The sequence below is a fragment of the Acetatifactor muris genome, assembly GCF_024623325.1.
Lineage (GTDB): Bacteria > Bacillota > Clostridia > Lachnospirales > Lachnospiraceae > Acetatifactor > Acetatifactor muris.
The window spans coordinates 317,336-340,584 of the sequence record NZ_JANJZD010000001.1; the positions used below are offsets into that span (position 1 = coordinate 317,336).

Genomic DNA, 23,249 nt, shown 5'->3' on the forward strand with positions numbered 1-23,249 from the left:
GTGCCAAAATGGCCGGGAAAAGAACAGAGGTTGAGGGCATGGAGATTGTCTTACAGGTATTCTTATTGGTCGTAGGGTTTACGATGCTTATCAAGGGTGCAAGACATGATCCGAAGATCAAGGACGATCTTCTTATCATAAAGAATGATAACCAGCATGAATTGGAGGTTTCCATGAAAGAAGTGCTGGACATTCAGGAAGACAATGTATGATGGAGGGAGGTGAGCAAAATGGTAATTGGCAGAGTTTCAGGCAGCATGGAGGCTTTGGCTGCGGCGGTTAATCCTCATAAAGAAGCAGTAGAACTGGTGGAACAGCAGATGGATGAGTTGGCAGATGATCTTGTTCGAGATACCTATGAAACAACAATAAAGCCGGATGATTATGTATATCCGAGTGAGAACTATAATGATATTATGAAAGTCAGTGCTGGAGAACATTCTTCATCATCGAACAATAACCGCCGGCCACAATAAAAATCTGATTGCAGTTTCTTGCTACTGACAGTACCGGTGCTAAAATAAATGTTGAAATCCAACGAGCCGATAAAGGAGCCGGGAGAAAAAGAGCAAGGTATAATTCCAGCTGTAAAAAAATTGAAAGCAGAGCGGACAGCATAAAACAAAACGGTAGGCCGGGAATCTAAAAACAGGTTCCCGGCCTTATTTTTTGTCCTGAAATGTAAATTTTCTGTGAACTTGATTAAAAAGTCCTTTACAAAACGTCACTGGTGTTGCCTGCTCTTGCAGGTTACGCTGGCTTGGGGCAGATATGGACCAAGTGTTCTGGTCCGCCGTTCCACTGCTTTAGGAAAAAGGCCTTTATTGGTCCTTGCGGGAATCCCGGCCTCAGGCGTAAGGCCCCTTGCAGGTCCCTGCAGGCCCCGAGTCCCTACCGGTCCCCGCAGCCGGGGTTTACAAAGCAGACAGGATATGATATGATGTGTCTACAATGTAGACAGACGGGGACAGATACATAGGGGAGAAGAATTGAATGAAAATATTAAGTGAAGCGGAATGGAATATCATGGAAAGCCTGTGGGAGGAGTCTCCGAAAGTGGGAAGCCGCATTGTTGCGGACATGGGGGGGCGAATTGGATGGAGCCGCAGTACCACCCTGACCATGCTGAAAAGGATGACAGAGAAGGGCCTGATCTTCTGTGAGGACAATGGACAGATGAAAGCCTATACCCCACTGATTGAACGGGAAGATGCAGTCAAAAGGGAGACGGAAAGCTTTCTGCAGAGAGTTTACCATGGAAGCATCAGTATGCTGGTAAGCGGCTTTGTAGAGAGAAAAAGGCTGAGCCCCGAGGAACTTTCGGAGCTTCGCCAGATTTTGGATAAAGCAGAGGAAGAATGTCATGAGTGAATGGATTATATCTTCGACTGTACTGATTATTTTTGTACTGATCATCCGCTATCTGTTTCGCAACAGATTTGCCATGAGGGTGCGATATGCCCTGTGGCTGGTGGTGGCATTGCGGCTGCTGGTACCGGTGTCATTTCTGGAAAGCTCTTTCAGTGTGATGAATCTGGTGGATATGGAGAAGGCAGAAGGAAGCTTTGCTGCGCTGCTGTCTCCGGAAGAGACAGATACGTCGGTGGAAGTGAAAAGTGCCGGCGGAGAAGTACAGCAGAAGGAAAGCAATGAGCCGGGAACGGGGACATCTGTTATGGCACAGAAAGGGGAGGAGCAGACTCGGGGAATGGAATCGAATGGGTCCGGGGCAATGTTCCGGGAGAAGGAAGAAGCCGGAATGGGAATGGGAAGGGGAAAGGGAATACTGACCGGTATCTGGCTGGCAGGAGTGATACTGAGTGCGGTGACTGTTCTGACTGTCAACACCGCGTACCGAAGAAGAGTGTATCGTTCCCGGAGAAAATGTCGGACAGAGCTGGTAAGCGCACTTCCTGTCTATACCTCTTCTGTGGTGTCCACACCCTGTATGTTCGGCCTGATACATGCGGCGATTTATCTTCCTCCCAGGGCCATGGAGGAGAAAAAGAAATTAAAATATATTCTGTGCCACGAAAATACACATTACAGGCATCTGGATCAACTGTGGGTTCTGGTGCGGGCGGTCTGTGTCTGCATCCACTGGTATAATCCCCTGGTGTGGCTTGCGGCGGGACTGGCCAGGCAGGACTGTGAGCTGGCCTGCGATGAAAAAACGCTGGAGGTTCTGGGGGAAGAAGAAAGAATTAATTATGGCAGGACACTGCTGGATTTCAGCGCACAGGGAGATGTGTTTTTTGGAGAATTTCAGCTGTCCACAGCCATGTCCGGCAGGAAAAAGCAGGTGAAGGAACGCCTGATGCTGGTGATTGAGCAGCCCCGGCGATATGCCGGCACACTGGCGATAACAGCCATTCTGGCAATTATGATTTCGACAATTACCTTTACGGGAAAGGTAAGCGGTCAGGAGCAGGACACGGACAGCTCTGCGGACAGCGGCATGGAAGACAGAGACGGAGAAACGTCATTTGAGCAGGAGGACGGACAGAAGGAAACGGAGCATACAGATAAAAATGTGGAGACAGCTGCTCTTGTTCCCATTGACTTAAATGACGGGAAAGAATACCTGCTGAAAGTCGGAGGAGAAGTGATTCCTGAAGAAGGATATCGGATTAACCGGATTACCCTGAACCAGGTGCATGACAGAGAGGAAGACACGCTGCAGACCATTCTGCTGGAAGAGGTCAGATGTCTGTATACCAGAATGGCAGATGAGGCAGAAAGCGGGAACGGGTTCATGTGGTCCTATGCTTTCGGGGAAGAGCCTCTCTATGCGAAAAAGCTGTATACAGTGGAGGATTTGCCCTCCTATACCGTAGGTCAGACAGAGACAAAAGGGCAGGTGCTGTCCCATGTATCTGACGGTGGGATACTGGTGGCAGATTTGAATTTTGACGGTTATCAGGATTTCTGTCTGCAGGGGGCACAGGAAGGAAATCAGAGCAGAAATGTACCTTACTACTGTTATCTGTGGAATCAGGAGGAGAGCCGGTTCGAACCTGCTTACATGATTCCCAATGTAGGGGTAGACGGGAAAGAAAAGCTGCTTGTGAGTACTACCGACGATGGAAACGGAATCATTTCCACAAAGTATTACAGGTTTGATGATACAAACTGCCTGCACATGGTGCGCTATGTGGAGGAAAATCAGGCGTCGGATGCTGTATTTCCCACACTGGATCTGACTTATGTGGAGACTGCCTATACGCTGCCTGCCGTAGATGAGTGGGACAATGGTACTGTTTACGGGGGTGCGCTGACAGAGAGATTTGTCCAGGGGGCGAAGCAGGCACTGACGGAGCTTTATGAATGGAGCGGCACGAAGATTGACACTGTCTGCTTCAGCACATCAGCTTACGGAGATTTTATGTTTGGACAGAAGCCGGAGGATATTCGTGCGTCACGGACTTTTTACAGCCGCGTTTACGGAAGCAGCGCCGGCTTTGAGGAATGTATTGAGAGCATGAATCTGGCTACGGACAGGACAGTATGGTATTCCCCTGTGACCCAGCGGAAGGTTCCGGAACAAATGGATGAAATGTCGGATGAGCAGCTGGCAGAGTGGTACTTCGGGCGTTCGGCTCTGGCGGAAGGGGAGGCGGCAGCGTCTGTCCGGCAAATGACCCAGGGCGAGTATATAGTTGAGACAGAGTCGGGACATTATTATGCGATATATCTGCAGCCCGCCACCCGGGAAATGGACTATATAGCGGGCCCTTATGACGGGTATCCCAATCATTGAGAACCTTGAGGAAAGAATCTGCAAAGGAGGTGCCGGTAGATGATGCAGCTTTCGGGAAAAGCAGTCTCCGGGGGAATTGTGCTGGGACCGATTTTCGTGCCGGACAGGAAGAAGGAACAGATACATTGTGTCAGAATCACGGATACGGAGGCTGAAATTGACAGAGTCAGGGCGGCGGTAAAGCAGGTAAAAGTACAGCTTCAGGCGCTGGCTGACAGAGCGCTGGAAGAGGCAGGGGAATCAGGTGCCGCCATTTTTGAAGCATATGAGCTGATGCTGGAGGATGCGGACTATCTGGAAGCCATTTACGATGACATTCGGATGGAAAAGGTGAGCGGGGCAAGAGCAGCGGCTGCAACAGGGGAGCGTTTTGCTGAATTATTCGCAGGTATGGAAGATGAATACATGCGGGCAAGAGCAGCGGATGTCAGGGATATTTCCGAACGCCTGGCCGACCTGCTGGACGGCGGCAGAGAGACAGATTTTTTCCCTGAGGAGCCTTCTGTAATCGTGGCAGATGACCTGAGTCCCTCGGAAATGGTTTCCCTGGACAGAAGTAAAATTCTGGCTTTCGCCACAATACAGGGTTCGGTCGGGTCGCATACTGCCATACTGGCCAGAATGATGAATATTCCGGCTCTGGTGGAGGTGCCGGTGAATCTGGAGGAAATCCATACGGGAATGATTGCGGTGGTGGACGGGTTCGAGGGAACGGTTACTTTTGAACCGGATGAGGATTTCCGTCTTCAAACGGAGAAGAGGATGAAAAAGGAGCAGGAACAGCTTCAGCGGCTGGAAAGCCTGAAAGGCAGGAAAACGGCAACGAAAAGTGGGAAGAAGATTGATGTATATGCGAATATCGGAAGTGAGGATGACGTGGCATATGCGCTGGAAAATGATGCGGAAGGCATAGGACTTTTCCGCAGTGAATTTCTGTATCTGGGCAGAAGGGACTTTCCCACAGAGGAAGAGCAGTTTCAGGTATATAAGCGGGTTGTTCAAAGGATGGCAGGCAGAAAGGTGATCATCCGCACGCTGGATATTGGCGGGGATAAACAGGCAGATTACTTTAATATTGGAATAGAAGAAAATCCGGCAATGGGCTACCGTGCTGTTCGGATCTGTCTGAAACAGCCGGAAATATTCCGGATACAGCTGCGGGCGTTGTTCCGCGCGTCAGTATTCGGGAATCTGTCAGTGATGTATCCCATGATTATATCGGAGGAAGAAGTGCGTCAGATTCTCAGAATTGCGGAGGAAGTACAGGCGGAACTGGAGGCGGAGGGGTATCCCTGCCAATGTCCGGAGCAGGGAATCATGATTGAGACGCCGGCGGCCGTTATGGTAAGTGATGAGCTGGCGGAGCTGGTGGACTTTTTCAGCATCGGGACCAATGACCTGACCCAGTACACACTGGCCATAGACAGACAGAATGAAAGGCTGGCGGATTACTATGACCCCCATCACAAAGCGATTCTGAGAATGATTCGTATGGTGGTGGAAAATGCCCATAAACATGGTATTCGGGTGGGTATCTGCGGCGAACTGGGAGCAGATACAGAGCTGACGGAAGAATTTGTGCGCATGGGTGTGGACGAGCTTTCTGTGGCGCCATCCATGATTCTGAAGGTGAGAAAGACAGTCCGGGAAATCAGTTAATGTAGTCTATTTTGCTTTTTGCTTTTTCAAAACGATTCCGCATACAATGACCGCCGTAATGAATACAACGATGAGATACCATAGATTTTCAAGGCAGAATCCATGATCCAACAGCAACCGGTATCCCCGGGAAGCAGGGAAAATACGCCCTGCGGTTTCCAGAAAATCGGGCAGCAGGCCGGCAGGGAACATAATCCCTGAAAGCATGATGGAGGGCAGGAACACCAATTGTGCGATCATGGTCAGTTTCGCCTGATTTTTTACCGTCAGCCCTAAAACGCTTCCAATGCCTAACGACGAGGTAATGTATATGGCAAGCGCAGGAAAGAAAAGCGGAAGCTGTGTGGGCAGAGCCGCTTCAAACAGAACAGGGGCAAGCAGCATGATCACGACACAGGTAATCATCAGATGAACAAAGGCCGAAAGGAACATGGTAACAAGTCCTGAACAGACAGGGACGCCGTTTGCTTTATAAACCTTTTTGATGTCGCTTCCGTAAGTTTCAATCAACGACGGCGGCAATCCGATAAAGGCCCCCATTGAGACACTCATTACAATCATGGACTGTATCAGCGTACTTCCCATTTCGGGCATAACGGAAGTGAAAATACCGCCCATAAGAAGAAAGAAAATCAGCGGAACGATATAGCAGGTGACTAAGAGGGACTTGCTTCGTATATCCAGTTTCCACTGTAACGCCACACCATATAAAAAACTGTTCATTCCGTCTCCCTCCCTGCCATTTCCATAAAATGCTGTTCCAGTGTACCGCGGTCAACTTTCATATCCAGTATACGAATTTCTTTTTGCCTGAAGTCCTGAAGCAGGGAAATCAAAGTATCTTCAATCGTATCTGTCTCAAAAGTGTGCATTCCCTGCCTCGTTTTGATATGGATAAAATACTTTTCCCCAATTGTATCAGTCAGTTCCGTTGCTGTGCCGCAGAAGGCAATATTCCCATGATTCAAAATGGCAATGCGGTCACATAGGGTTTCCACTTCTGCCATATCGTGACTTGCCAGAACGATCGTTTTTCCCTGTGACTTGAGTTTCCGAATCTGTTCGTGCAGGGAAACCCTGCCAGAGACGTCAAGCCCCGCAGTGGGTTCATCCAGAAAAATAATATCCGGATTACCGATAAGGGCAAGGGCGAGATGCAATCGCCTTTTTTGGCCTGTGGACAGTTGATGGTACTGTTTCTTCGTGATTTCCTGAATGCCAAGAGCGTGAAGCAGAGTGTCATCAATCTCTGTCCTGTTCCATTTTGCAAATAATCTGATAGCCTCCATGGGCTTGATATGGGCAGGTAAAGAGGATGACTGCAGCTGAATCCCCATTTTCCCGTTTACCGTGATTGTGCCGCTGTCATATTTTCGCAAGCCTTCCATACATTCAAGGGCTGTGGTTTTTCCCGCGCCGTTTACGCCCAGGAGAGCGAAAGTTTCTCCCTTTTCAATTTCCAAATCAAGTCCATTGAGGACAATATTGCTGCCATAGCTTTTCTTTAATCGGCGAACCTGTATGGCACGATTCATCCTTCCACCTCCTGATTTTAGGTCCGCATCTGCCTCGCTCAGAACCCGGACGTGGGCAGAGAATTTTCGGCCGCGAAAGCAATGCGTCCGTAAATCCTCTGGGGTACTGGACGGGGCAGATGCTGTTTTAAATGAGCTGTCGACATTCCTTAGCCGGCCGCAAAGGGATTTTCTCCCAGTCTTGAAAAGTAGACCTGCAAAGCCGGCTCTAAATAGGCGTTTACCATTTTTTGTCTTTCTTCCCAGGCATTTGCAGCGGTATCAATATGGCCCACCTCCATCAATTTCGGAAGCATGCTCATATCACCGCCAGTAAATTCCGTAATCAATTCCCAATACTCTTTTACGACTCGTTGGCATTCCTCGCTTTCAGGGGACACGCCTGCCTTTTGGAGTTCTATCAGTTTATCACTCAGACGGTTGAATCTATCCATAAAATCCAAACCGCTCTCCTTATCGAACCGATTGCGGATATGATCCAGCGTATCGTCATCAAAACGCTTGATGAGATAGTAAGAGTCGTTTTTCATATGCAGATTCACAATAATATCTGCATACTTCCTGAAATTAACTGTCTGCATTTGCAACACCTCTTCCTTTAACTGTTCAATCGCTGTCAAAGAAGCGGTCAGCTGTTCTATTTTCTCCCGTATGCCGTCTGCCTGTTCGGTAAGGGCGGCTGCCACATCAGTGGGTGTTTCTAAAGATGTTAAGCGATGCTTTATATCATCCAGAGAAAACCCTAAGGATTTCAGAGATATAATCTGATGAAGCATCACCAGGTCTTTATCTGTATAAAGCCTGCGTCCCCCTTCACTTTCTGCCGAGGGGGATAACAAACCTTCCCTGTCATAGTATTGCAATGTGCGGACAGTAACGCCTGTTTTCTTTGCAGCCTCCCCAACGGTCATAAACCCGGGCGGGATACTTCTGTGTTTTGCCATAATTGCCTGCCTCCTGGAATATAGTATACATCATTACGCTGCGTCATAAACAAGACCCTTTTCAAAAAATCTGCGGCAGAGATTTCTCCCTGCCGCCTTTTGGGTTTCTGCAATTTTTGCTTATGCAAAGATCATCGGTTCTAATCGAAAGAATTTGTATTGCTAATCTAAAATAATTTTTGTTATATCCAACAACTCTTCACAACAAAAATCTGAGAAAATACTGTTTGACTTATTATGAACCAATATTGTTTTTATTCCTGCTTTTTGTGCCCCATTAATATCAGCAATCGGATTATCCCCAACCATATAACATACATCTGGATGGTTTGCCGCTCTAAGCGCATAATTGAATATTTCAATCCTGGGTTTTTCATAGCCTATATTAGTTGAAACAAAGTAATCACAGAAATATTTGTCCAATCCATATCTTTCAACAACTTGAACTATTTCTGGAAAATTGTTAGTAAGAAGGTAGTTATTATAACCCTTCAACTTACAAGAAGACAGTGCCTTTTCAGCATCATCATACAGCTTATACTCATAATGAATGACATTTTCTTTAAATCCTTTGCATATCAATACACTGTCTTCTTTTTCAATGCCATATTTATTACAGAACAAGGTGATTTTATCAAGAAGTTCGTTCCACCAATCTTCTCTAATCATATCTGCATAATCTCTTTGAGGCATATTCCATGTACATACACTTGTTAAAAAATCCCTGATTACATGTCGTTCGACTATATAGTTATATTTAAGTAAAGAATTACTTAACGAACACAGAAATGATTCATTAGAATGTACCAGGGTTCCGTCAAAATCCCAGAAAACAGCTTTATTCACTGTTATCTCCTCCCATCAACTTCCAGGTTGTCAGATTGAAATCCACCAGCAAACACCATATTTATCAATAATGGTTGCACAGCATTTACTCCAGGGGAGTTCATGGATTGGCTCAAGGATTACCCCGCCGTCACTTAAAACGTAAAATGCATTGTAAACGGATTCTTCACTACCCATCTCAAATACATTAAATGTCATAGTTTCCCATTTGTTCTTGTGGACTACATCAATATCACAGGGATTTGAAGCTTCTGCTAACGCCAAAAACCCCTCTCCATTTACAGACAGTTCACAATGCTCATAAGCCGTGTCCGTTTCATTCTTAAACTCTCTCGTTATTTCAGCACCAAAAGCTTTACAATAAAATTCTGCTGCTTCGATACTGTTTTTTACATAAACCTGTGTATAGTTTTTCATGATTATAGTCCACCTTTCTGCAAAAAGTACCGATGAGGTTATGAAACCCTTTGGGGCTTTCGCTCTTCATATTTTCCTGATATATTATCTGTGTAAGGCTGACACACTACACAATCAAATCCACTCGGATTTCCCGTGCTGATTCTTATTTTAAACCAGTTCTGGTGCAGATTGCAAGTACTTTGATAAAAGTTGAACTACGTCCTGTGGAAAAGGAATAAGGGAAACAAAATCACATAACACTTCACTATTTACCTGATACCATTCTTTTGGGATTTAGGCAATGGATTTCTTTACCCTTTTTGTATACGGGGCAGCTGGTTTATGTTATACTATACTTTGAATTTATCCCAAAGGGATATTTAGCCTCTGTTGGAATCTGATAAGAGATGATCAATTTAAAAACCACGAACCATTAAAGCCTGCTATTGCACTTTTGGATAGACATCAAAAACCTTATGATGCGGTTTATACAAATAAATATAAATTTAAATAACGGAGGAACAGCAATGCGATATGGTTCAATTTATTTGATTGTTAAAGAATTTGATAAATCTGTCTCATTTTATGAGAAAGTATTTGATATGAAAGTAAGTGCTACAAACGGCAAACGTTTCGCCCAATTTAATAATGAAGGACTTAACCTCTGCCTCATGAATGGCTATTATGACAGTGAAAACCCTGGTCAAGTAGTAACCAAAGGCGAGTATTGGGAGATATACGATAACCAAAGCGAAATTGCGAATAGTATAAATACTCGTAAGGTATTTATTAACTTAGGAGTCGAAGATTTAAAGGCAGAATACAATAGGATTAAAGGATTACAGGCAACTATGCAAAAGAACTGTGACAGGAGCATCAAATGAATAAAATTGTCAAGGAAGCGATTAGAAAAATCAAAGAGCTGGAAGAAAACACTCCCTGCGAAAAACATAATATTACCGGGGATGTGCGAAAATTATCATCCAGATTATTCAGTCAAATATAGGATAAAAGCATTGAAAATGTTTTTATCCTGTGGGAAGAACTGTTAAATGAGCACTCTTGGGGATTGGGAGTCATTGCATTTGATTTTGCATATCGAATGAAAAATCATTATGACGAATCAACATACTCTCTAATCTTGCGAGAAAAGTAAAGGACTTTTTAAAATTTTGCACATGGATAAAAAATACTGTTTTTGGCAGAATAGAAATGAGAAAAAACTTGATTCATAGATGGGACTATGGTATCTTAAATTAAGAAGTATCAATGGCAAGAAGAAAGCAGGTGAGTTTATGGCATATGCATTACAAGATGAAAAAGTGAACGAAACAATCAATTACGAAAAAATGCTTAAAATGCTTGACCGAGGCATTGACGATGTGGAAGCCGGAAGAGAATTGCCTTTAACAGAAGCTTTTGTTAAAATTACTGAATTAAGGAACAGGCGGAGAAATGCAGAAGTATAAAGTTATCGTAACTTGGGAAGCTGTTTATGATATAACCGAAATAGCAGATTATATAGAAGCGCAGTTTGGGATAGCGAGGGCTGACCGCTTTCAGGAAGAGATAAAGGAGCGTTTGGATAAAATTGAAATATTAGGCGGTATTTTCGGAAAGACATATCTATGTTATCGTGGATATTCTATTTACAAGAACCCATTTCCGCCGTCTATTATTTTTTACATTATCATAGAATCCGAAAAAGGAATCCATGTCTTAAGGGTGTTGAGAGAGGAACGTGATTGGGAAAGCATTCTTACAAGGCAACGTGATTATACATACTAAAACGGTAAGATAATAGATTTTCTGAATGGCATATTTTAAAACTTTAAAGGTTTAAAATTCACACCGCCCACCATTCGGTGCGGACGATTTCCCGAATTTAAAATGAAATGCAGAATTAAGACAGATTTTTAATCCGGCAACTTCCTTTGAAGTCCGCAAACGCTTCATCCACGGTTAAGTTGTCTGAGTTTTTAAGGGATAATTTTTTCATGGAAATGCTCCTTATCTTTGCTCGTCAAACGTCCAGAAAACTGTAAATCGGTCTTGCGAGTAAAAAAGGAACAAATAGAAATTTTTAGAAAGAAAAAACCTTGGTAAACTCTGAATTTACCAAGGTTGGATGCGGAAGATGGGACTTGAACCCACACGGCATTGCTGCCACAAGATCCTTAGTCTTGCTCGTCTGCCAGTTCCGACACTTCCGCTTACAGTTGCTCACTGCAAAAAATATAATAGCACTTTCTGTTTCCCATGTCAACAGAAAAATAATTGACTTATTTATGAGAGGAAGGGCTGCCGCACAGAATTCAATGCGACAGTCCCTTTCCTCATTATGACAGGTCTCTGAACGGTATCAGTGATACCTGGGGAGGTAATCGCCGTGTGCGGCAATCAGCTCGTCTACCATTTTCCGGATGCTGTCAATGTCCAGCTCGCCTGCAGTATGCGGATCCAGCATGGCCGCCTGATAAATGTGTTCAAGCTTATGTGTATGAGCCGCCTCGATGGTCAGCAGCTGCACATTGATATTGGTCATGTTCATGGCGGCACACTGCACGGGCAGAGGACCTACATGGCAGGGATGGACTCCGTGACCATTGACCAGACAGGGAACTTCCACACAGGCTTCTTCCGGCAGGTTGGAGATCAGGTGATCGGTGTTCAGGACATTTCCGCCGATCTGGTAAGGGGTGCCGGTAACGATGGACTCCATGATATGAGAAGCGTATTCTCTGGAGCGTTCATGGTCTTTGACTCCATTTTCCAGAAGCCCGGCGTATTCCTTTTTCCAGGATTCAATCTGGTCGACACAGCGGCGGGGATATTCGTCCAGAGGAATATTGTAACGTTCAATCAGTTCCGGATACTTGCTTTTAATATAGAAGGTATTGTATTCTGCGTTGTGCTCGCTGGATTCCGTACAATAATAGCCGAAATGATTAATGTAGTCGAGACGGACTTTATCTTTGAAGTCCGGGTCAGCCATTTTGGCGGCAGCACGTTTTTTGATTTCCGGATACAGGTCATTATTGTCCCTGTCTTTGAGCTCCAGGAGCCAGGCCATATGATTGATTCCGGCAATGAGTTCCCGGCGGCCTTCCAGCTTATCTGCCATGTCCAGTTCTTTCAGCAGGCCCTCGGAACAGACCTGTACGCTGTGGCAGAGCCCTACGGTTTTGACAGGGGTGTAACGCAGCATGTATCCGGTGAGCATGGCCATGGGATTCGTGTAGTTCAGAAAGAGCGCATCAGGGCAGACGTCAGCCATATCCCGGGCAAATTCTTCCATTACGGGAATGGTGCGGAGTGCCCGCATGATGCCGCCGATACCGAGGGTGTCGCCGATAGTCTGTCTGAGACCGAATTTTTTGGGAATCTCAAAGTCTGTGATTGTGCAGGGGTCATAGAGCCCTACCTGGATGGCGTTGACGACGAAAGAGGCGCCCCGGAGCGCTTCTCTGCGCTGCTCCACACCCAGATAGCATTCGATTTTTCCGTGTCCGCCTTTGGTTTTGCGCATGGCCTCCAGAATGGTCTGACTTTCTTTGAGGCGTTCTCCGTTGATATCGTACAGAGCAAAGGTACTGTCCTTCAGCGCGTCCGAACACATACAGTCTCCGATGACATTGCGGGCGAAAACCGTACTGCCGGCGCCCATAAATGTGATTTTCATATAAACCTCCTTGTCGTCCTGTTGTTTTTGACTTATGTAAGGAATGGAAACATTACATATAATGATTGTAGCAGAAAGAATGTAAAAAAGAATTGATTTTTGTTATGAGAATTTGTTATTATGTCAGAAAGGAAAGGCCGGACTTAAAAGCCGGATGAACGGAAAGCTGTTGCGGGAGAGAACACAGTATGATCAGGATGGAGATTGTGATAGATCAGCACTATAAGGGATATAACCCGGTTCAGTTCGGCAGTGAGAGCTGTAACCCGGGTCACTTTTTCGGACCCAGTGTGCGCACCCACTGGCTGCTGCACTATGTGGTGTATGGATTTGGCACATTTGTGCGGGATGGGGTCAGCCGGGCAGTAAAGCCGGGAGATATTTTTGTGATACCTCCTTATGAGGAGACCTACTATGAGGCGGATGTGAAAAATCCCTGGAGATATATATGGATAGGTTTTACCACAGAGGAAGATGTTCCGCCGCCGCTGAAGAACGCGATTATACATTGCCCGGAAGCGGGAAGCCTCTTTGAGGACATGCTCCGATGCGGAAAGCTGGAGAATGGCAGAAGCGCGTTTCTCTGCGCCAAAATCTGGGAGCTGTTCAGCATTCTGCTGGAGGAAGGGGGAACTTCCGCAGACTATGTGGAGAAGGCGCTCAGCTATATGAATGCGGAATATATCAATGACATCACAGTACGGCAGATTGCGGAAAGCCTTGGACTGAACCGCAGCTATTTTTCAGAGCTTTTCAGCAGACAGATGGGGGTGTCACCGCAGAAATATCTGATTAATCTGCGGCTGGAGCGTGCGGCGGAACTGCTCACGGTCTATGGTGAGTCACCTGCTACAGCCGGACTGTCCGTGGGCTATCCGGATATCTATCATTTTTCAAAAATATTTAAAAAGCATTTTGGACTTTCTCCCAGGAATTATCAGCAGATGTACAGGCGGAGCAGGGGATGATGAACTTGTGAATGATGCTGTATGGCAGCCGTTTCATGAGGACTGAGGGGGTACGTTGAACGAGACAAAAGAGTGGCTTGCCGTTTCGGGAAAAGGCTGTTATAATGCAATTAGGTTTTTGGATTGGTCTGGACATCAGGAGGAACTTGGAGAATGAAAAAAAGCAAAAGGCAGATAAATCAATTCGTTTTTTAGTAATCAGTCTGGCCGGCGTCTGTATTCTTATCATTGGATTATTTACATTATTGTCTGCATATATGAATAAAAGAAGTACGAAGACCATCGAGGAAGTCGGCAGGATGTATATGAACAGTATGAACGAGCAGATCGTTCTGCATTATGAAACGGTCATCAGCCTGAGACTTTCCCAGATAAATGCAATAGCAGATACAATAATGCCAAAAGACGATGACAGGGAGGCATTTCTGGACACTCTGGAATACAGTGCGCAGGCCAGAGGATTTACATATCTGGCGTTTTATTCCGGGGACGGTGAATTTGAAATGATTTATGGCGAGAAGGTAGAGGTACTGGATCCGCAGCCTTTTCTGAACAGTCTGAAAAAAGGCCAGGAGAAAATTGCCGTGGCAAGGGACACGGCAGGAAACGGCGTTGTTCTCATGGGGATTCCTTATTCTGTGCCCATGGAAGACGGGAGTGAAAGCATTTCGCTGGTGGGCGGGTTTTCCACGGAGTATATGAGCGAAAGTCTTTTCCTGGACGAGAAGGACACACTGGTGGATTCTTATGTTATCCGCAACGACGGAAGCTATGTTCTCCGGGGAGGAAGCTTTGCGACTCAGATTTTTTATGACAGGATGTATGAGACATTCGGAGAGCAGAACATAGAAACCGCGGAGTATCATATACAGGAGATGAAGACGGCAATAGAGGCCGGGGAGAATTATTCGGTTGTATTGAGGGGGCCTTATTCAAAGTATCATCTGTATTGCATCAGGCTTCCTTACAGCGAATGGTATCTGGTCACCAGGCTGCCTTTTGATTATCTGGATGCGGTAATTACGGATATGGGGCGCGACTGGACGCATATGGTTTATATTGCGTGCGGCATTATGGTGGTGGCATTGCTGTTGATATTCGGACAGAGCTTTAAAATGGCCAAAGCGCAGATGCAGGAGCTGAAAGAAGCCAGCGAGACCGCGAATCAGGAGCGGAGAGCGGCAGAGGAAGCCCGGCGTGTGGCAGAAAAAGCCCAGGGAGAGGCCGAGCATGCCAACAGGGCGAAAAGCGAGTTCCTTTCCAATATGAGCCATGACATTCGCACACCCATGAATGCCATTGTGGGTATGACCACCATTGCCATTGCCAATATGAATAATATGGAGCAGGTGCAGAACTGCCTGAAGAAGATTGCGCTTTCCAGTAAACATTTACTGGGATTGATTAATGATGTTCTGGACATGTCCAAAATTGAGAGCGGCAAGATGACACTGAATATTGATCAGGTTTCCCTGCGCGAAGTGATGGACAATATTGTGAATATTGTGCAGCCGCAGGTAAAGGCGAAACGTCAGCATTTTAATATCTTTATACATGATATTTCAGTGGAAAATGTATGCTGTGACAATGTCCGGCTGAATCAGGTCATGATTAACCTGCTGGGGAATGCGGTAAAGTTTACGCCGGAAGAAGGGGCTATCAATGTGTCTCTGTTTGAAGAGGAGTCTCCCCGGGGAGAGGATTATATCCGTACGCATCTGTATGTCAAGGACACAGGTATCGGAATGTCAAAGGAATACATGACGAAAATATTTGATTCTTTCAGCAGAGAAGATACCGCGCGGGTTCAGAAGACGGAAGGCACGGGGCTGGGAATGGCCATCACAAAGTATATTGTGGATGCCATGGACGGCTCCATTGAAGTGGAGAGTGAACTGGGCAGGGGCAGTGAATTTCATGTGATTTTGGATCTGCTGAAAGCCAGGGTACAGGAAGCAGACATGGTTCTGCCCAACTGGAATATGCTGGTGGTGGATGACGACGAGCAGCTGTGCGCAAGTGCGGTGGCCGCTCTGAAAGCCATCGGGGTGATACCGGACTGGTGTCTGAATGCGGAAGAGGCAATCAGAAAGGTAGACGAGAAGCACCGGAATCATGACGATTATCGTGTGATTATGTTAGACTGGAAGCTGCCGGGGATGGATGGCATTACGGCTGCCAGAGAGATCCGGAGGCTGTACGGAGATGATATACCGATTCTGCTGATATCTGCCTATGACTGGAGCGATATCGAGGATGAAGCCAGGGCGGCAGGCGTGACGGGATTTATCGGGAAGCCGCTTTTTAAGTCCACCCTGTATTATGGTCTGCAGCCTTATGTTGCGCAGGATCTCGGCGAACTCAATGCCGCTTCCGGCAGAATGGAAGGCGTGAAGCTGGGCGGAAAACGGATTCTGCTGGCAGAGGACAATGATATTAACTGGGAGATTGCCAATGAGCTTCTCTCAGCCGTCGGACTGGAGCTGGACTGGGCGGAAAACGGACAGATTTGTCTGGACAAATTCCGGGAATCTCCTCTGTATTATTATGAGGCAGTTCTGATGGATGTGAGAATGCCGGTGATGAACGGTTATGAGGCCACCAGAGCCATCCGGGCTCTGGAGAGGGAAGACAGTAATCTTCCCATTATCGCCATGACGGCGGACGCCTTTTCGGAGGATGTGAAGAAATGTCTGGATTCCGGTATGAATGCCCATGTGGCGAAGCCCATTGATGTAAAGGAAGTATGCAGGCAGCTGGAAAAATTTATATTTGGATGAGAATCCGGAAGGCATGCTTTGACATTTTTTAAATTTTTTTGCAATATCCTCTTGCATTTTTCGCTGACCGTGTTACAATAGAGGACATGGAAGCATAGCTCAGCCGGGATGAGCGTTCGCCTCACACGCGAAAGGCCAGGGGTTCGAGCCCCCTTGCTTCCATTCCGTATGTAGCACATATGCTGTTATCCGGCAGTTGAAAAAATTTTAAATTTGTTCTTGACTTTTGTCGGAGAATGGTATATGATATGTTTTGTTCGCAGGAATGGCGGAATTGGCAGACGCGCACGGTTCAGGTCCGTGTGGTAGCAATACCATGAGAGTTCAAGTCTCTTTTCCTGCATATAACAGGAGAGTGTTAAGTAATTTACTTAGCACTCTTTTTTTCTCTATAGCGATGGTACTGACAGCCGGGGGAGAGGAGAAACGCATGGCGAATGAAAGAACGGATAAAAGCCGGAGCGCAGGAAAGGGCAGTTCTGCGGAAAAGAAAAAGAAAGCGCAGCGCAGGGACTGGTATCAGCTGGACCTGTCCGCCATTGTGTATCCCACTCTCCAGAGAAGGGATTTTTCTTCCGTATACAGATTGTCGGTGGTGTTGAAGGAAGAAATCAGACCGGAGATCCTTCAGCTGGCTCTTGACAGAACATTGCCCAGGTTTCCCACGTATAAGGCGGCCATCCGCAAGGGATTGTTCTGGCGCTATCTGGAGCCGAATGACCGTCCGGGGCCCTTTGTGCAGGAGGACGTGAAAAATCCCTGTCAGCCTATGTACTTTAAGGCCAACAATCGATACCTGGTGCGGGTATACTATTTCCGGAACAGAATTGCACTGGAAGCCCATCACAGTCTGGGGGACGGTACCGGAGGCATGTGTGTGCTGCTGACTCTGACAGCCACATATCTGAGGATGCTGGGCCATGAAGAGATTCAAAATGGAGGATTTGTGCTGAACATTGCGGATACGCCGGAGGAAGAAGAGCTGGAAGACGCCTATATGCGCTATGCCAACGCGAAGGTATGCCCGCCCAGACTGGAAGAAAAAGCCTACCGTGTGCGGGGAACGGCGGAAGAATTCTATACACTGAATATTATAGACGGCATTATGTCTGTCTCGGAGGTGATGGCGGCTGCGAAGCGTTACAATGCCACCATCACAGAATATCTGAATGCGGTGCTTCTGCATGCGCTGCTGACCAAGCAGCAGGAAGACAGACGGGTGCATCTGCGGCCGGTGAAAATTGCCATGCCCGTAAATCTGCGGCGTTTTTTCCCGTCTGTCACGCTGCGGAACTTTATTACCATGATTTATCCGGGAGTTGACCCCAGACTTGGGGAATACAGTTTTGAAGAGATTGTGCTGCAGGTTCATAATTACATGCGCTATCATCTCAACGAAAAGCTGCTGCGGGGAGATATTACCACCAATGCGGCCACACAGCGCAATCCTTTTATCCGGGTTGTGCCGCTGTTCATCAAGGATTTTGTGGTGAGACTTTTTTACACAAAGGTACAGGACCGGAACTCTTCGGCAGGTCTGACCAATATGGGGGCCATGAAAGTGCCCAGGGGGATGGAACCCTACATCGAGAGATTTGATATTTATATGGGACAGCCTTTTTCCCGCAGGACAAACTGTGCCATAATCAGTTTCGGGGATATACTGACAGTGAATTTTACCAGCAGCATCATAGAGGCGGATGTGGAGCGGCATTTCTTCCGAAAACTGGTGCGTGACGGGATTCATGTCAAGATTGAGAGCAACCGCAGCCAGGCAGATGCGGAACTGTATTAGTCCAGCTGAAAAATGTCAAGTGTTTTTGAAAAGCGACTTTACCCTTTAGTGCTATCGGGCAGCGATTTCAATTAGGAGGAAAAATATGTCATATTGTGTTAATTGCGGTGTGGAGCTGGACGCGTCTTCGAGAGAGTGTCCTCTGTGCAACACGCCGGTGTTGAACCCAAAAGAGCTGAACAGCCAGGTGTGGCAGAAAATGGCCGGACACAATACCGGGGAAGCGCGGACACCTTTTCCGGAAGAAAAGGGACAGGTAGAGACCGTGAAGAGAAAGGATTTCGGAGTCCTGCTTTCCACAGTCATATTGGCTTCAGCCATTACCTGTGGGATTCTCAACTTTCTTGTATTTGCGGATTCGGCCTGGTCCCTGGCAGTGATAGGTGCCTGTGTGCTTCTGTGGGTGCTCATGATTCCCGTTGTAATCTATACGAAGCTTTCCGCGTATCTTGCATTGCTGCTCGACGGTGCTGCAGCTGTCATCTATCTGTATATGCTGACATTTCTCACCGGCAGCAGCAGATGGTTTTGGGGGCTGGGGCTTCCCATTGCCGTTCTGGTGACGGCGGTGACGGAAGCGTTGACGCTGTGTATACGTATGCTGCCCAGATCCTTTCTGACTGTGGCACTGTATCTGTTCACCGCCGTGGGACTGCTGTGTGTGGGACTGGAGCTTATGATAGGCTATTATCTGGCGGAGAAAATTGCGCTGCGCTGGTCTGCCGTGGTGCTGACAGTCTGTGTGATTCTGGACATGGCATTGATTACGATGCTTTCACGGAGAAGGCTGAGAAATGAGGTGCGCAGAAGGCTGCATTTCTGATTTGATATGAGGCTGAATAAAAAGGTGTATTCAGCGATTGATTTGAGTGCGCGCCGCAGCGCGCAGATGGGCAGGAGAATGAGACGGTTACCGATGAGAGAACTGAAGGAACGGGATGCGGAAAAGGCGCAGACCGGCAAAAATGAAACAGAAAAAGTGGAAATGGAAAAAGCCGAGACAGGTGTGCCGGATAAGAAAAACCAGAATCTGATGAACCTGGTGAAACGTGTCCACGGATTGGTGGAAAGCACGGACATAGAGAAGCACAGACAGTCCCAGGACCATATCGGAGCTATTTTGAGCAATACCAGGGATATTAAATACCGGGAAGTGGACATTAACGGCATGTACGGGGAATGGGTCAGCGTCAACCGCGCTCACATGAAAAAATATGTTTTGCTGCATTGTCACGGGGGAGGATATTCCACGGGCAGCAGTCTGTACGCCAGGACCCTGACCTCCAAACTTGCAGAGTCCACTTCCATGGATGTGCTGTGCTTTGACTATCGACTGGCGCCGGAGAATCCTTATCCGGCTGCGGTGGAGGACGCCATGAAAGCCTGGGACTATCTGATGCTTCTGGGGTATGGCGCAAGGGATGTGATTCTGACAGGGGATTCTGCCGGCGGCAATCTGGCTCTGGCTCTGACTCTGAAGCTGAAGCAGGAGGAAAGACTGCTTCCCAGGGGAATTGTGCTGATGTCCCCCTGGGCGGATCTGACTTCTTCCGGCAAATCGTTCCAGACAAAAGCCGATGTGGACCCGGTGCTGAACCGGGAATATATTGACAGAATGGTGAAGGCCTACGCAGAGGGACAGGACCTGCGCAATCCCATGATTTCTCCGCTTTTCGGGGAGTTTGCAGGTTTTCCTCCTGTCTATATTCAGGTGGGGGAAAATGAAATTCTGCTCAGTGATTCTGTGCGGCTGCACCAGGCTTTTGTAGATGCCAACGTGGCTGTAAAAGCTGACATATACTCAGGAATGTGGCATGTATTTCAAATGTCGCCGGTGAAAGCCGCCAGAGCCGCCATGGATAAGAATGCAGAATTTATTTATGACATTTGCCGGTAGAACCGGAAAAGAGAGTATCAATTTTACGGAAGCCTGAATAATAATAAAAAAGAGGAGCAAAAATTTTCAGAAAAAAAGGAATATGACGACAGACGCAGAATATTAAAAACAGGAGGATTTTTTTCGTAAGCAAAGTTTATATGCGCAGCCAGCGCAGACGGGAGCAGATATGACAATCAGAGAAAACCTGGAACAATGGGAAAGAAATTATCTGAGTATCTATGCGTCCCACAGCGCCGAGTCCAAAGGCAGGCAGAGATTTGAGAAGCAATGCGATATCCGGCCTGTATTTCAGCGTGACAGGGACAGAATCATTCACTGCAAGGCTTTCAGGAGGCTGAAGGACAAGACACAGGTGTTCCTGACGCCGGAAGGGGACCACTATCGGACCAGGCTGACCCATACCCTGGAGGTTTCCCAGAACGCACGTACCATTGCAAAGGCGCTGAGACTCAACGAGGAACTGGTGGAGGCGATTGCCCTGGGCCATGATCTGGGACATACGCCTTTCGGGCATGCAGGTGAGCGGGCGCTGAATAAGATATGTCCTCTGGGATTTGAGCACAATCTGCAGAGTGTGCGGACTGTGGAGAGACTGGAGAAGGACGGAAGGGGACTGAATCTGACCTGTGAGGTGCGGGATGGCATTCTGAATCACCAGACCATCGGAAAGCCGCATACACTGGAGGGAAAGGTAGTACGACTGTCAGACAAAATCGCCTATATTCATCATGATATGGATGATGCGGTCCGGGCCGGGATTCTGAAAGAAAGCGATGTGCCGGCGGAAATCCGCGAAGTCATCGGCAGTTCTCCCGGAGACCGCCTCGATCACTTTATCCATGATATTGTGACAACCAGTATGGGTAAAAACGATGTTATCATGTCGGAACCGGTGGAAAAGGCCATGATGCAGATGCGGAATTTCATGTCTGTGAATGTATACCATAACCCCCTGGCAAAAAGCGAGGAGGGCAAGGCAGAGAAGCTGATGGAGACTTTGTATGAGCATTTTATGAAGCATATTGACAGTCTGCCGGAAGAATTCCTGAACCTGCTGTCCGAGGGAGAGGCCAGAGAACAGGTGGTCTGCGATTATGTGGGGGCTATGACAGACCGGTTTGCGATAGCGACTTATAATGAAATATACATACCGAAATCCTGGTCACTGTAAGAGGGGTAGACCGGAATCTGTGTGGAGGAGTGAATGTACTATCCGGAAGAGCTTGTAGAAGAAATAAGACTGAGAAACGATATTGTAGAGGTGATTTCTGGGTATGTGAAGCTGCAGAAAAAGGGGGGCCGTCACTGGGGGCTGTGCCCTTTTCACAATGAGAAGTCCCCTTCGTTTTCTGTCAACGGAGACAGACAGGTATATCATTGCTTCGGCTGCGGCGCCGGGGGAAATGTCTATACCTTTATGATGAATTACGAGAATTATACCTTTCCGGAGGCCATCCGGGCACTGGCAGACCGGGCGGGCATTCAGCTTCCGGAGCCGGAGGAGTCGGAGGATGCCCGGAGGCAGGAGAACCGGAGAGCCAGACTTCTGGCAGTGAATAAAGAGGCGGCGAAATTTTTCTATTATCAGCTTCGCACCCCTGCCGGGGAAATCGGACGCAGATATCTGAGGAAGAGGGAGCTGTCGGAGGAGACCATGCATAAATTTGGTCTCGGATTTGCCGGGAAAAACGGCGCCGGGCTGGTTCAGTATCTGCGGGGAAAGGGATTTGCGGACGAAGAAATTCAGGGGGCCGGGCTGGCCGGCAATTCGGAGAAATACGGGCTGATGAGTCAGTTCTGGAACAGAGTAATGTATCCCATTCAGGATATTCACAGCCGTGTCATCGGGTTCGGCGGAAGAGTGATGGGGGACGGGGAACCGAAATATCTGAATTCTCCGGAGACGCCGGTCTTTGACAAGAGGAGGAATCTGTATGGTCTGAATTACGCGAGAAGGGCCAGAAGCTCCAACATTATTCTCTGCGAAGGCTATATGGATGTGATTGCCATGCATCAGGCCGGCTTTACGCAGGCGGTGGCCTCGCTGGGAACGGCTTTCACCGAGGAACAGGCAGCGCTGCTTCGCCGCTATACGGAGACTGTGCTGCTGGCTTATGACAGTGACGGAGCCGGTGTGAAAGCGGCCCTTCGTGCAATTGGAATTCTGCGGAATGCCGGGCTTACCGGCAGAGTGATTAATATGCAGCCTTACAAGGACCCGGATGAATTTATGAAGGCTCTGGGACGGGAGGCTTTTGAGGAGCGCATCCGTCAGGCGGAGAACAGCTTCTTTTTCGAGATCAGGATCCTGGAAGGACAGTTCAATATGGAGGATCCGGAGGAGAAGACGAAATTTCACCGGGAGATTGCCGGGAAACTCTGTGAATTCTCGGAGGAAGTGGAGCGGGAGAACTACCTGCAGGCGGCGGCGGACAAATATTTCATCGGCGTCGATAATCTGCGGAAGCTGGTGACTTCTCAGGCGGTGCGGACAGGGCTTGCGAAGCCGGCGGAGCGGCCGAAATCCGGAGTGAAATCAAAAGCCGATCCGGAGAAAAAAGCAAAGCGCGCCCAGGGGATGCTGCTGGGATGGCTGTCCGAGGAACCGGAGCTGTACCGGCATGTGAAAAAATATGTCTCTTCCCGGGATTTTACGGTGGATCTTTACCGGAGAACAGCGGAGAGAATGTTTCAGGATCTGGAACAGGGAACCGTGAATCCCGCAGGAATTATCAGCATGTTTGAAAGCGAGGAGGAACAGCGGGAGATTGCGGCGCTTTTTTCCGCAGGGCTGCCCTCTGTGGAGACCGGGGCGGAGAAGGAAAAGGCCTTTCGGGATATTCTGCTGTGGGTGAAGCAGAACAGTTATGAGTATGATGTGGCCCATATGGGAGCGGATATGAATGCCCTGACCATGGCGCTGGAGGGCAGAAAAGCGTTGGAAGAACTGGCAAAAGCGCATATTTCCCTGGATTAGGGTT

Annotated in this window: 22 protein-coding genes, 3 tRNA genes and 1 pseudogene; 19 read left to right on the forward strand and 7 right to left on the reverse strand. The window is 47.6% G+C overall.

What is annotated here, in order from left to right; translation table 11 throughout:
* Nucleotides 1-8 precede the first annotated feature (8 nt).
* The 6 genes and pseudogenes from NSB25_RS01485 (at nucleotide 9) to ptsP (ending at nucleotide 5,419) form a co-directional block, all read left to right on the forward strand.
* Entirely contained in the window at nucleotides 9-212 is a 204-nt protein-coding gene (locus NSB25_RS01485; RefSeq protein ID WP_103240482.1) for a hypothetical protein, read from the forward strand.
* An 18-nt stretch (nucleotides 213-230) separates the two neighbouring features.
* A complete protein-coding gene (locus NSB25_RS01490; RefSeq protein WP_103240483.1) occupies nucleotides 231-476 on the forward strand; it encodes a hypothetical protein in 246 nt (81 codons plus the stop codon).
* 8 nt (nucleotides 477-484) lie between these two features.
* A pseudogene (locus NSB25_RS29575) lies at nucleotides 485-586 on the forward strand (nuclease); the annotation flags it as partial.
* Between the two features lie 407 nt (nucleotides 587-993).
* Nucleotides 994-1,371 (forward strand): BlaI/MecI/CopY family transcriptional regulator, encoded by a 378-nt coding sequence (locus NSB25_RS01500; RefSeq protein WP_103240484.1) that lies wholly within the window; start codon nucleotides 994-996, stop codon nucleotides 1,369-1,371.
* A complete protein-coding gene (locus tag NSB25_RS01505; RefSeq protein WP_103240485.1) occupies nucleotides 1,364-3,760 on the forward strand; it encodes a M56 family metallopeptidase in 2,397 nt (798 codons plus the stop codon). The genes NSB25_RS01500 and NSB25_RS01505 overlap by 8 nt, the downstream gene beginning before the upstream one ends.
* Nucleotides 3,761-3,799: 39 nt before the next feature.
* Nucleotides 3,800-5,419 (forward strand): phosphoenolpyruvate--protein phosphotransferase, encoded by a 1,620-nt coding sequence (gene ptsP / locus NSB25_RS01510; protein ID WP_103240486.1) that lies wholly within the window; start codon nucleotides 3,800-3,802, stop codon nucleotides 5,417-5,419.
* A 6-nt stretch (nucleotides 5,420-5,425) separates the two neighbouring features.
* Here ptsP and NSB25_RS01515 read toward each other — a convergent pair whose 3' ends face one another.
* The 5 genes from NSB25_RS01515 to NSB25_RS01535 all read right to left on the reverse strand — a co-directional run bounded on the left by NSB25_RS01515 (nucleotide 5,426) and on the right by NSB25_RS01535 (nucleotide 9,161).
* A complete protein-coding gene (locus tag NSB25_RS01515; RefSeq protein ID WP_103240487.1) occupies nucleotides 5,426-6,142 on the reverse strand; it encodes an ABC transporter permease in 717 nt (238 codons plus the stop codon).
* Nucleotides 6,139-6,954: an ABC transporter ATP-binding protein gene (locus NSB25_RS01520; protein WP_103240488.1), complete on the reverse strand. Its 816-nt coding sequence runs from the start codon at nucleotides 6,952-6,954 to the stop codon at nucleotides 6,139-6,141. Before NSB25_RS01520 ends, NSB25_RS01515 begins: the two co-directional genes overlap by 4 nt.
* A gap of 149 nt (nucleotides 6,955-7,103) precedes the next feature.
* A complete protein-coding gene (locus tag NSB25_RS01525; protein ID WP_103240489.1) occupies nucleotides 7,104-7,898 on the reverse strand; it encodes a MerR family transcriptional regulator in 795 nt (264 codons plus the stop codon).
* Between the two features lie 162 nt (nucleotides 7,899-8,060).
* Nucleotides 8,061-8,744, reverse strand: a complete 684-nt coding sequence (locus NSB25_RS01530; protein ID WP_172455154.1) for an HAD family hydrolase — start codon at nucleotides 8,742-8,744, stop codon at nucleotides 8,061-8,063.
* 30 nt (nucleotides 8,745-8,774) lie between these two features.
* Nucleotides 8,775-9,161 carry a VOC family protein gene (locus NSB25_RS01535; RefSeq protein ID WP_103240491.1) on the reverse strand — a complete coding sequence of 129 codons (387 nt, stop codon included), beginning with the start codon at nucleotides 9,159-9,161 and terminating at the stop codon, nucleotides 8,775-8,777.
* Between the two features lie 509 nt (nucleotides 9,162-9,670).
* On the opposite strand from NSB25_RS01535, the gene NSB25_RS01540 reads away from it, so the two are divergent.
* From NSB25_RS01540 to NSB25_RS01555, 4 genes are all read left to right on the forward strand, one after another.
* The gene (locus NSB25_RS01540; protein WP_103240492.1) at nucleotides 9,671-10,027 is read left to right on the forward strand and encodes a VOC family protein; all 357 of its coding nucleotides are present in this window, start codon (nucleotides 9,671-9,673) and stop codon (nucleotides 10,025-10,027) included.
* The gene (locus NSB25_RS01545) at nucleotides 10,024-10,149 is read left to right on the forward strand and encodes a hypothetical protein (RefSeq protein ID WP_257479213.1); all 126 of its coding nucleotides are present in this window, start codon (nucleotides 10,024-10,026) and stop codon (nucleotides 10,147-10,149) included. The genes NSB25_RS01540 and NSB25_RS01545 overlap by 4 nt, the downstream gene beginning before the upstream one ends.
* A gap of 289 nt (nucleotides 10,150-10,438) precedes the next feature.
* The gene (locus tag NSB25_RS01550) at nucleotides 10,439-10,612 is read left to right on the forward strand and encodes a hypothetical protein (RefSeq protein WP_172455155.1); all 174 of its coding nucleotides are present in this window, start codon (nucleotides 10,439-10,441) and stop codon (nucleotides 10,610-10,612) included.
* Nucleotides 10,599-10,931, forward strand: coding sequence for a type II toxin-antitoxin system RelE/ParE family toxin (locus NSB25_RS01555; protein WP_103240493.1), 333 nt, complete (start codon nucleotides 10,599-10,601; stop codon nucleotides 10,929-10,931). The genes NSB25_RS01550 and NSB25_RS01555 overlap by 14 nt, the downstream gene beginning before the upstream one ends.
* A 341-nt stretch (nucleotides 10,932-11,272) precedes the next feature.
* Here the strand turns inward: NSB25_RS01555 and NSB25_RS01560 are convergent.
* Together NSB25_RS01560 and melA are read right to left on the reverse strand one after the other, a co-directional pair.
* Nucleotides 11,273-11,356 (reverse strand) — tRNA-Leu (locus tag NSB25_RS01560).
* 149 nt (nucleotides 11,357-11,505) lie between these two features.
* Nucleotides 11,506-12,825: an alpha-glucosidase/alpha-galactosidase gene (gene melA, locus NSB25_RS01565; protein ID WP_103240494.1), complete on the reverse strand. Its 1,320-nt coding sequence runs from the start codon at nucleotides 12,823-12,825 to the stop codon at nucleotides 11,506-11,508.
* Between the two features lie 188 nt (nucleotides 12,826-13,013).
* Here melA and NSB25_RS01570 point away from each other — a divergent pair, with 188 nt between their 5' ends.
* From NSB25_RS01570 to dnaG, 9 genes are all read left to right on the forward strand, one after another.
* Nucleotides 13,014-13,793 (forward strand): AraC family transcriptional regulator, encoded by a 780-nt coding sequence (locus NSB25_RS01570; protein WP_103240495.1) that lies wholly within the window; start codon nucleotides 13,014-13,016, stop codon nucleotides 13,791-13,793.
* Nucleotides 13,794-13,939: 146 nt separating this feature from the next.
* The gene (locus NSB25_RS01575; RefSeq protein WP_242982477.1) at nucleotides 13,940-16,573 is read left to right on the forward strand and encodes a hybrid sensor histidine kinase/response regulator; all 2,634 of its coding nucleotides are present in this window, start codon (nucleotides 13,940-13,942) and stop codon (nucleotides 16,571-16,573) included.
* 88 nt (nucleotides 16,574-16,661) lie between these two features.
* Nucleotides 16,662-16,735, forward strand: a tRNA-Val gene (locus tag NSB25_RS01580).
* 97 nt (nucleotides 16,736-16,832) lie between these two features.
* Nucleotides 16,833-16,916: transfer RNA gene (locus NSB25_RS01585), tRNA-Leu, on the forward strand.
* Between the two features lie 87 nt (nucleotides 16,917-17,003).
* Nucleotides 17,004-18,368 carry an alcohol acetyltransferase gene (locus NSB25_RS01590; RefSeq protein WP_242982478.1) on the forward strand — a complete coding sequence of 455 codons (1,365 nt, stop codon included), beginning with the start codon at nucleotides 17,004-17,006 and terminating at the stop codon, nucleotides 18,366-18,368.
* Between the two features lie 85 nt (nucleotides 18,369-18,453).
* Nucleotides 18,454-19,191: a DUF6320 domain-containing protein gene (locus tag NSB25_RS01595; RefSeq protein WP_103240497.1), complete on the forward strand. Its 738-nt coding sequence runs from the start codon at nucleotides 18,454-18,456 to the stop codon at nucleotides 19,189-19,191.
* A 93-nt stretch (nucleotides 19,192-19,284) separates the two neighbouring features.
* Nucleotides 19,285-20,265 carry an alpha/beta hydrolase gene (locus NSB25_RS01600; RefSeq protein WP_242982479.1) on the forward strand — a complete coding sequence of 327 codons (981 nt, stop codon included), beginning with the start codon at nucleotides 19,285-19,287 and terminating at the stop codon, nucleotides 20,263-20,265.
* Between the two features lie 169 nt (nucleotides 20,266-20,434).
* Complete coding sequence (locus NSB25_RS01605; protein ID WP_103240498.1) at nucleotides 20,435-21,439, forward strand: deoxyguanosinetriphosphate triphosphohydrolase; 1,005 nt, start codon at nucleotides 20,435-20,437, stop codon at nucleotides 21,437-21,439.
* 33 nt (nucleotides 21,440-21,472) lie between these two features.
* Nucleotides 21,473-23,245, forward strand: a complete 1,773-nt coding sequence (gene dnaG / locus NSB25_RS01610) for a DNA primase (RefSeq protein WP_103240499.1) — start codon at nucleotides 21,473-21,475, stop codon at nucleotides 23,243-23,245.
* Nucleotides 23,246-23,249: the final 4 nt, after the last annotated feature.

What these genes read in the sequence shown, in the direction of transcription:
- NSB25_RS01605 (WP_103240498.1), top strand. Translation starts at nt 20,435, where the DNA reads ATGACAATCAGAGAAAACCTGGAACAATGGGAAAGAAATTATCTGAGT.
- ptsP (WP_103240486.1), top strand. Translation starts at nt 3,800, where the DNA reads ATGATGCAGCTTTCGGGAAAAGCAGTCTCCGGGGGAATTGTGCTGGGA.
- NSB25_RS01595 (WP_103240497.1), top strand. Translation starts at nt 18,454, where the DNA reads ATGTCATATTGTGTTAATTGCGGTGTGGAGCTGGACGCGTCTTCGAGA.
- NSB25_RS01500 (WP_103240484.1), top strand. Translation starts at nt 994, where the DNA reads ATGAAAATATTAAGTGAAGCGGAATGGAATATCATGGAAAGCCTGTGG.
- melA (WP_103240494.1), bottom strand. Translation starts at nt 12,825, where the DNA reads ATGAAAATCACATTTATGGGCGCCGGCAGTACGGTTTTCGCCCGCAAT.
- NSB25_RS01570 (WP_103240495.1), top strand. Translation starts at nt 13,014, where the DNA reads ATGATCAGGATGGAGATTGTGATAGATCAGCACTATAAGGGATATAAC.
- NSB25_RS01520 (WP_103240488.1), bottom strand. Translation starts at nt 6,954, where the DNA reads ATGAATCGTGCCATACAGGTTCGCCGATTAAAGAAAAGCTATGGCAGC.
- NSB25_RS01550 (WP_172455155.1), top strand. Translation starts at nt 10,439, where the DNA reads ATGGCATATGCATTACAAGATGAAAAAGTGAACGAAACAATCAATTAC.
- dnaG (WP_103240499.1), top strand. Translation starts at nt 21,473, where the DNA reads ATGTACTATCCGGAAGAGCTTGTAGAAGAAATAAGACTGAGAAACGAT.
- NSB25_RS01540 (WP_103240492.1), top strand. Translation starts at nt 9,671, where the DNA reads ATGCGATATGGTTCAATTTATTTGATTGTTAAAGAATTTGATAAATCT.
- NSB25_RS01515 (WP_103240487.1), bottom strand. Translation starts at nt 6,142, where the DNA reads ATGAACAGTTTTTTATATGGTGTGGCGTTACAGTGGAAACTGGATATA.
- NSB25_RS01590 (WP_242982478.1), top strand. Translation starts at nt 17,004, where the DNA reads ATGGCGAATGAAAGAACGGATAAAAGCCGGAGCGCAGGAAAGGGCAGT.
- NSB25_RS01555 (WP_103240493.1), top strand. Translation starts at nt 10,599, where the DNA reads ATGCAGAAGTATAAAGTTATCGTAACTTGGGAAGCTGTTTATGATATA.
- NSB25_RS01535 (WP_103240491.1), bottom strand. Translation starts at nt 9,161, where the DNA reads ATGAAAAACTATACACAGGTTTATGTAAAAAACAGTATCGAAGCAGCA.
- NSB25_RS01505 (WP_103240485.1), top strand. Translation starts at nt 1,364, where the DNA reads ATGAGTGAATGGATTATATCTTCGACTGTACTGATTATTTTTGTACTG.
- NSB25_RS01545 (WP_257479213.1), top strand. Translation starts at nt 10,024, where the DNA reads ATGAATAAAATTGTCAAGGAAGCGATTAGAAAAATCAAAGAGCTGGAA.
- NSB25_RS01525 (WP_103240489.1), bottom strand. Translation starts at nt 7,898, where the DNA reads ATGGCAAAACACAGAAGTATCCCGCCCGGGTTTATGACCGTTGGGGAG.
- NSB25_RS01485 (WP_103240482.1), top strand. Translation starts at nt 9, where the DNA reads ATGGCCGGGAAAAGAACAGAGGTTGAGGGCATGGAGATTGTCTTACAG.
- NSB25_RS01600 (WP_242982479.1), top strand. Translation starts at nt 19,285, where the DNA reads ATGAGAGAACTGAAGGAACGGGATGCGGAAAAGGCGCAGACCGGCAAA.
- NSB25_RS01490 (WP_103240483.1), top strand. Translation starts at nt 231, where the DNA reads ATGGTAATTGGCAGAGTTTCAGGCAGCATGGAGGCTTTGGCTGCGGCG.